The following is an 8,404-nucleotide window of genomic DNA, read 5'->3' as shown; positions in this document are numbered from 1 at the left end:
GCCTCCCGCTGCCGCGCCACCGGCTCCCCCTGCGGCTACGCCTGCGGACGCTGGTACGGGGCAGCCTGCCGCCGCCGCTGCATCCGCACCCGCACCCGCACCCGCGCCCGCTGAGCCTCCCGGTCCGGCAGCCGCCACCGCCGCTTCCGCTCCGGGTGCCTGGCCCACCGCGGCGCCCGCGGGCGGTGGCCGACGCCCGGGTGGCTGGCCGACCGCGACTCCCGCAGGCGGAGGAACCGGAGGGCATGGCGGTCAGGGCGGCCAAGGGGGCCGGCCACCGGCGGCTTCCAGTCCCGGAAGCGGATCCGGGCCCGCGGCCGCTCCAGCGCATACGTCCGCACCCGCACCCGCACCCGCGCCTTCCGGTTTCACCCCCGCGAGCGGAGGGCTCGACCCCCGCACGCTCTGGCCGAACATCCTGGAGGCGGTGAAAAACCGCCGCCGGTTCACCTGGATCCTGCTCAGTCAGAACGCGCAGGTGGCCGGCTTCGACGGCACCACCCTGCAACTCGGGTTCGTCAATGCCGGGGCACGGGACAACTTCGCGAGCAGCGGCAGCGAGGACGTACTGCGTCAGGCGCTGACCGAGCAGTTCAACGTGCACTGGAAGATCGAGGCGATCGTCGATCCGTCGGGCGGCTCGGCTTCGCCGCCGGCTGCCTCGGGGGGGTATGGCGGTGCGAGCGGCGGCTCGGGCGGTTATGGCTCCTTCGGCGGTGGCGGCAGCAGTGGCGGTGGCGGTGGAGGCGGTGGCGCCGGAGGGTACGGCGCGGCGCCGGCCGCCGCGCCGCGTCCGGCCGCACCCCAGCCGCCGCCCCAGGGAGCGTCACGCCCGTCGTCCCCGGGAGCCGGATCGGCGGCGGGCGCGGGCCAGGGAGGGTCGGCTTCGGCCGCCCCCGCGTCGGCGCCACAGCCCGCCGCTCCGGCGCCCCCGCGGTCCGCACCCATCTCGCCCGAGGACGACATCCCCGAGGACGACGACCCCGACCTCGACGAGTCCGCCCTCTCCGGGTACGAGCTGATCGTGCGGGAGCTGGGGGCGACGGTCGTGGAGGAGTTCTCCAACGAGTAAGAAGCACCCGGCGGACGAGGGGCACCCGGCGGACGAAAGGCGTCTGGCGGGCGAACAGGATCCCGCCGACCAGCGAAGCGGGGCGGGGTGGTTGGGCGGTTCGGACGATCACACAAGCCTCCCCTCACCTCCCCTTCGGTATCCCCCACAAACGCTCCTCCCCGCTCCGGTTAGGCTGACCCCGTGAACGTCCTCGTCATCGGTAGCGGCGCCCGCGAACACGCCCTGTGCCGTTCCCTGTCCCTCGACCCCGATGTCACCGCCCTGCACTGCGCGCCAGGTAACGCGGGCATCGCGGACGTGGCCGAGCTGCACCAGGTCGACGCGCTCGACGGCGACGCCGTGGCCGCGCTGGCCACGGAGCTCGATGCCGGACTGGTCGTCGTGGGGCCGGAGGCCCCGCTCGTCGCCGGTGTCGCCGACGCCGTGCGCGAGGCCGGTATCCCCTGCTTCGGTCCCTCCACGGAAGCCGCTCAGCTGGAGGGTTCCAAGGCCTTCGCCAAGGACGTGATGGCGGAGGCGGGGGTCCCCACAGCCCGCTCGTACGTGTGCACGACGCCCGCCGAGGTCGACGAGGCGCTCGACGCGTTCGGGGCGCCGTACGTCGTGAAGGACGACGGTCTCGCCGCAGGCAAGGGCGTCGTCGTCACCCCCGACCTCGAGCAGGCCAGGGCACACGCCAACTCGTGTGAGCGCGTCGTCATCGAGGAGTACCTCGACGGCCCCGAGGTCTCGCTCTTCGCGATCACCGACGGCGAGACCGTCCTGCCGCTCCAGCCCGCGCAGGACTTCAAGCGCGCCCTCGACGGCGACGAAGGACCGAACACCGGCGGCATGGGCGCGTACTCCCCGCTGCCCTGGGCCGACCCGAAGCTGGTCGACGAGGTGCTGCAGACCGTGCTGCAGCCGACCGTCGACGAGATGCGCCGCCGCGGCACGCCGTTCTCCGGCCTGCTGTACGCGGGTCTGGCGATCACCAGCCGTGGCGTACGGGTCATCGAGTTCAACGCCCGCTTCGGCGACCCCGAGACCCAGGTGGTCCTGGCCCGCCTGAAGACCCCGCTGGCCGGAGTGCTGCTCGCCGCCGCGGGCGGCACTCTCTCCGACCTCGAACCCCTCCGCTGGAGCGACGACGCGGCCGTCACCGTGGTCGTGGCCTCGCACAACTACCCCGGTACCCCGCGCACCGGCGACCCGATCACCGGACTCGACGAGGTGGCGGCCCAGGACGCCCCGCACGCGTACGTCCTGCACGCCGGCACCAAGCGCGACGGGGACGCGATCGTCAGTGCGGGCGGCCGAGTGCTGTCCGTCACGGCGAGCGGCGCGAATTTGGCGGAGGCGCGCGAACGGGCGTACGCGGCGGTAGGGCGCATCGGGCTCGACGGTTCGCATCACCGGACCGACATCGCGGCGAAGGCGGCGGCCGGATCGCACGCGAGTTCGTAAACCGCTGGGTGGTCCCTCACCGCTCGTGGGCCCCGATTCCTCTGGGAATCCGGGGCCCGATCCTTGCTCCCTGTCTTCCACCTCTCCCCAAAGCCATTCCATCGAGTGACCGATGCCCTATCCGGCTGACGGAGGCCGAACACCCCAACTAGGGTGCGGCGCAAGCGGTCCGGCACTTGGCCCATCGGCATTGCGATGTCAGTGGTGGGTGCCACAGTGGGGGAGTGAGCAACACCAGGCCATCCCGCCGCGGGCGCTGTGACGACGACCGTCACAGCGCACGCCGTGCGGAGTACGGGACAGTCGGGACGGGAGGGGGTGACGGCCGGTCGTGACCGGTATGGGTGTGGAGGTGGGCGCGCAGGCCGCGCGTTCCCGGGCCCTCGCCGTGCTGCGCATCCGCAGCAGAGCGCTGGCCGTCGCCCTGCTGCCCGCGGCCGTCGCCGTCGTACTGCTCGTCGGAGGGACCACCGGTCACATCTCCGGCGGCGGCTGGCCGGCCGCACGCTGGATCGTGACGGTGTTCGCGGCCGTCGTCCTCGTCTCCGCCGTCGGCGTCGCGCTCGTGGTCGCCCGCGCCCGGCCCGCCATGAGCCCCACGGTCCCGATCGCCGAGGCATCCGCGCCGGACCTGTACCGCCTGGTGCGGGACCTGGCCGACCGGCTCGACGTACCGGCCCCCTCCGCCATAGCCCTCACCCCGGACTGCGACAGCTGGCTGGAGGACCGCACGCACCGGTCGCACGGCTCACCGCCGTCACCGTCGTCGTCTTCGGAGCCGCCATCCCCGTCGAAGCCGCCATCCCCGTCGGAACCGCCGTCGTCGCGGCCGTCGCCCGAGGGCACGGGCCGCGCAGCGAATACACCGGGTGTCCGAGGTGCCGTACGTGGTGGGGGCTACGACACGGCGACCGGCCCCCGAGGAGGTGGGGCAGGCGCACGAGGAAGCCCTGCCGCGCCCGTGCTCGTGATCGGTTCACCCTTCCTGTGGTGGATGCGCGTGGGCGAGCTGCGCGCGGTCCTCGCTCCGGTCGTCGCGGGTACGGGACCGTCGGCGCACCCGGACATAGCGGCGGCGCGCCGGTTCGTACGGGGCCTGGACGCGGCCGTGGCCGTGACCTCGCAGCCCGCGCGCGGACCCCTGGAACGGATGGGGATGGCGGGTGCGGGATGGGTGGCCCGCCTGCTGCTGCGCAGCTGCCGGGACCACGCCGTCGAGATGGAGCGGGGAGTGGCGGCCGCGGCGGCCGAGCGTGCACAGGCTGTGGACTACGGTCTGCGAATCGTCGCCCAGGAACAGGTGGGCCTGGCGTACGCGGGCTGGGACCGCCTGCTCACCCGGGTGGCGCTGCCCGCTTGGCGGATGGGCCGCTGGCCGTCCCGCCTCGACGCGGGTGTCGTCGCGGCCCTCACGGAGCTGTCCCGGCGCGATCGCTTGGCCGAAGGGTTCGCGTCCCGGCTGGGTGAGCGCCCGGCCTGCGACCTTCTGGAGGAGCCAGGCCTGGTCGACAAGGCCGCGTCGCTGCTCGCTGCCCGCCTCTTCCACGGCGGCCCCGCCGAGTCCGGCCCCGACTGGTCTCCGGTGGAATGGCACGAGTACCCCGACGAGGTCGTCGACCGGAAGTGGCGTACGGACGCGGCGAGGCTCCACCGGGTCCTGGACGCCCTGGGCGTACGGCACAGGACGGACGCGGCCACACCCGACCCCGGCGGACCGACCCTGGCTCGGGTCATGGACCATCTGACGATCCGGGGAGCCGGGCCGGGGACGGCGCACGGGGGCGAGGGCGAGTTCGGTTGCGAGGGGGACGCGAGGGGCGTCCACAAGGGCGTCCACGGGGTGGACGGGGACGGCAGGGCCGCCGTACCCGGGCGTGAGGCGGAAACGAAGGCCGTACCCGGCGTTGAGGCGGCCGGGAAGCACATACGCGGCGATGAGGCAGACCCGGTGGGCATATCCGAGCCCGAGAAGCGAGAGGGCCTCGGAGCGCACACGGACGAAGCAGGCGCGGGTGCCGCGCACACGGACGAACCAGGCCCGGATGAGACCCCCTCGGGTGGGGCGCGACTGGATGAAGCCCACGTGGAGGAGACGCGAGCCGGTGAGACGCGAGCCGATGAGACGCGGCTGGCTGAGACGCACGCGGCTGGGGCACACATGACCGAGACGCACGGGAACGAGAAACACGGGACCGATACCCCCGCGACCGAGACCCACGCGACCCAGACGCACACGACCGAGACAGAACCCAGCCTCCGCGACGAGTCCGGACCGGGCAGCGAGCGGGCGTCCGCGCTGGCGGCCGGGCTGAGCGCGGAGTTGGCCCGTGAGGAGGCGTCGTCACCCGGAGGGGCGGCAGGTGTGCCCGGTGGCACGGAACCGCAGGGACCGGACCGGGCACTGTGGGACGACATGGTGCCGCTCTTCCCCCTCCAGCCCCCTCGCACGGGCCGTGAGCTGCTCACCGATCACGTCACCGCGATGGTGTGCTGCGCCGCGATGGACACGGCCGGCGCGACACCGGGACTCGACTGGCTGGACGGCCCGTCTCTCCTGGTCAATGGCGAACGAGCCGCCGACCTCGCCCCCCGGGTCCTCACCCTCGTCGAGGACGGCGACCCCACCCCGCTCCGCCACTGGCTCCGCCATCTGGGTGTACGCCCCGAGAAGCCGGTCCGCCTCGTCTGACCGCACGGCGCCTCGACGGGGCGTCACTCTCACCCCACCTGTCACTCGACCCACTCTCACCCCACCACCCCGACGGAGCCCAGCGTTCCGTTCACGTCAATTCGCGACGAACGGTGACGGAGTGCGTGCGTAATGTGATGTGCTGGGACCGTTCGAGCACATGGCACGGGCATAGACGGACCGGCGCATGCCGGTACACCGAACCGTTGCCCGAGCCGCAGGCCCGGCGCTGCTCCGCCCGGCAACAGCTCCGCAGGACGGGCGCACCGCCACCACGCACCACCGGCACACACCGGTATGCGCCGGTATACACCGGCACAAGCGCCACCCACACGCAGCACCGATCAGGGCAACGGGGGCACGAGGGAGGGGAGCTCGTATGGGGTCTGAGAAGATCCGCCGCTGGGAGTCGGGCGCACTCGCACACGCCGTGACGGACCCCTTCGGCCAGGGCCCCGTCCCCTGGCTCCGGGGTGCCGAGACGTACTTCGACGACAGCGGCCAGATCGTTCCCTGGTACGTCGATCAGAACGACACTCTGACGGGCTCCGCGGCACGCCGAGGAGCCCCTGGGACCCGCGACACCACCCCTGGAGCCGGCGGCACCCGCGTCCCCGGCCCCCGGACCGAACCCACCCGCGTCGGCGGCCCCCGCGCGGCCGACGACGTGGGCTGCCAGATCAAGGGCTTCACCACCACCGGCGCCACCGCCCCCGGCGACTCCATCGACTTCCACATCACGGTGGACCCGCCCCAGGAGTTCGGCGTCGACATCTACCGGATCGGGCACTACGGAGGCGACGGCGCCAGCAAGATCACAACCAGCCCGCGTCTCTCCGGCATCGTCCAGCCGCCGCCTCTCACCGCGGATCGCACGGTCTCCTGCCACCACTGGTGGCTGTCCTGGCGCCTCCAGGTCCCGAGCCACTGGAAGATCGGCGCGTATGTGGCCGTCCTCACCACCGCCGACGGCTACCGCTCCCACGTCCCGTTCACCGTCCGCGACGACCACCCGGCCGACCTGCTCCTCGTCCTGCCGGACATCACCTGGCAGGCGTACAACCTCTACCCGGAGGACGGCCGTACCGGAGCCAGCCTCTACCACGCCTGGGACGAGAACGGCCGTCTCCTGGGCGAGGCGGACGCCGCCACCACGGTCTCCTTCGACCGCCCGTACGCCGGTGCCGGCCTCCCTCTTCATGTCGGCCACGCCTACGACTTCATCCGCTGGGCCGAGCGCTACGGCTACGACCTCGCCTACGCCGACGCCCGCGACCTGCACGCCGGCCGCGTCGACCCCACCCGCTACAGCGGCCTGGTCTTCCCCGGCCACGACGAGTACTGGTCACAGGCCATGCGCCGCACCGTCGAACTCGCCCGCGACCAGGGCACCTCCCTGGTCTTCCTCTCCGCCAACACCATGTACTGGCAGGTGGAACTGGCCCCCTCCCCGTCCGGCGTCCCCGACCGGTTGCTGACCTGCCGTAAGCGCAAAGGACCGGGGAGGCCCGTTCTGTGGCGCGAAATCGATCGCCCCGAGCAGGAAGTGATCGGTATCCAGTACCAGGGGAGGGTGCCCGAACCGCACCCGCTGGTCGTCCGCAACGCGGACCACTGGCTGTGGGAGGGAACCGAGGCGCAGGAGGGCGCCGAGCTGGAAGGCATGGTCGCGGGCGAGGCCGACCGGTACTTCCCGCGTGCCCCGCTCCCCGAGCACCACGGCCGCATCCTGCTCTCGCACTCCCCGTACCGGGACAGCGAGGGCGTCGTGCGGCACCAGGAGACCTCCCTCTACCGTTCACCTTCCGGTGCCTGGGTCTTCGCATCCGGAACGTTCGCATGGTCCCCGGCTCTCGACCGCCCAGGCCACGTCGATCCCCGTATCCAGCGAGCCACGGCCAACCTCCTGGACCGCATCTGCAAACGCGAGTGACCTCCCCATGGCGGACCCCGGGGCGAGAACGATCCTCCGGATACGGGAGAATCGAGCCACTTGGACATCACCACGGGGAGGAACCGTGTCCGGATTCGTAGAGAAGCCCGAGCCCATCCAGGTTCCGGGTCTGGTGCATCTGCACACCGGCAAGGTGCGCGATCTGTACCAGAACGAGGCCGGCGACCTCGTGATGGTCGCCAGCGACCGCACCTCCGCCTTCGACTGGGTGCTGCCGACCGAGATCCCCGACAAGGGCCGCGTCCTCACCCAGCTCTCCCTGTGGTGGTTCGACCAGATCGCCGACCTGGTCCCCCACCACGTACTGAGCACCGACCTCCCGCCGGGCGCCCCCGCCGACTGGGAGGGCCGCACCCTGGTCTGCAAGTCCCTGCGGATGGTGCCGGTGGAGTGCGTGGCCCGCGGCTACCTCACGGGCTCGGGCCTCGCCGAGTACAACGAGTCCCGTACCGTCTGCGGCCTCGCCCTCCCCGAAGGCCTGGCCGACGGCTCGGAACTGCCCGCAGCGATCTTCACCCCCGCCACCAAGGCCGCCGTCGGCGAGCACGACGAGAACGTCTCGTACGAGGAGGTCGCCCGCCAGGTCGGCGCCGAGACCGCCGCCCAGCTGCGCCAGGCGACCCTCGCCGTCTACAGCCGCGCCCGCGACATCGCCCGCGACCGCGGCATCATCCTCGCGGACACGAAGTTCGAGTTCGGCTTCGAGGACGACACCCTCGTCATCGCCGACGAGGTCCTCACCCCCGACTCCTCCCGCTTCTGGCCGGCCGACCAGTGGCAGCCGGGCCGCAGCCAGGCGTCCTTCGACAAGCAGTTCGTACGGGACTGGCTGACCTCTCCCGCCTCCGGCTGGGACCGCGCGAGCGAGCAGCCCCCGCCGCCTCTGCCCGAGGACATCATCGTCGCGACCCGTGCGAAGTACGTCGAGGCCTACGAAAGGCTCACGGGCACGACCTGGTCATGACCACGGCAGCGCACCACTGGGGTCTGGCAGACCATGAACGCCCGCAGCCTGCCCAGTGGTGCGCACACCGACTGCACTCGCCCCGGCGCACGACGCTGCATACGAGTCGACGTGCCGCATTCGGCAGACGACAGAGGCCCCGGTCGATGCTTAGGTTCTAGTGGTCGTTGCAACACCCCAGTTCAGGGGTGGCAATGGACTTCAAGATCCGGGAGGACCGGAGGCCGCAGGGACCCAGGAAGCTGGTCCAGGAGCGGGAGGCATACTTCCGGCTTG

Annotated in this window: 4 protein-coding genes and 1 pseudogene; all 5 read left to right on the top strand. The window is 72.2% G+C overall.

The window, feature by feature from the left end; translation table 11 throughout:
- Positions 1-1,072 (top strand): annotated as a pseudogene (locus tag FNH04_RS36155) (DNA polymerase III subunit gamma and tau); the annotation flags it as partial.
- Between the two features lie 183 nt (positions 1,073-1,255).
- Complete coding sequence (gene purD, locus FNH04_RS36150; RefSeq protein WP_322724826.1) at positions 1,256-2,521, top strand: phosphoribosylamine--glycine ligase; 1,266 nt, start codon at positions 1,256-1,258, stop codon at positions 2,519-2,521.
- Positions 2,522-2,852: 331 nt separating this feature from the next.
- Entirely contained in the window at positions 2,853-5,210 is a 2,358-nt protein-coding gene (locus FNH04_RS36145) for a hypothetical protein (protein ID WP_322724825.1), read from the top strand.
- A 379-nt stretch (positions 5,211-5,589) separates the two neighbouring features.
- Positions 5,590-7,143, top strand: coding sequence for a N,N-dimethylformamidase beta subunit family domain-containing protein (locus FNH04_RS36140; RefSeq protein WP_152790068.1), 1,554 nt, complete (start codon positions 5,590-5,592; stop codon positions 7,141-7,143).
- A gap of 85 nt (positions 7,144-7,228) precedes the next feature.
- Positions 7,229-8,128 (top strand): phosphoribosylaminoimidazolesuccinocarboxamide synthase, encoded by a 900-nt coding sequence (locus FNH04_RS36135; RefSeq protein WP_322724823.1) that lies wholly within the window; start codon positions 7,229-7,231, stop codon positions 8,126-8,128.
- Positions 8,129-8,404 lie beyond the last annotated feature (276 nt).

Source organism: Streptomyces phyllanthi, from assembly GCF_009377205.1.
Lineage (GTDB): Bacteria > Actinomycetota > Actinomycetes > Streptomycetales > Streptomycetaceae > Streptomyces > Streptomyces phyllanthi.
This window is presented reverse-complemented; position numbering and strand designations above follow the sequence as displayed.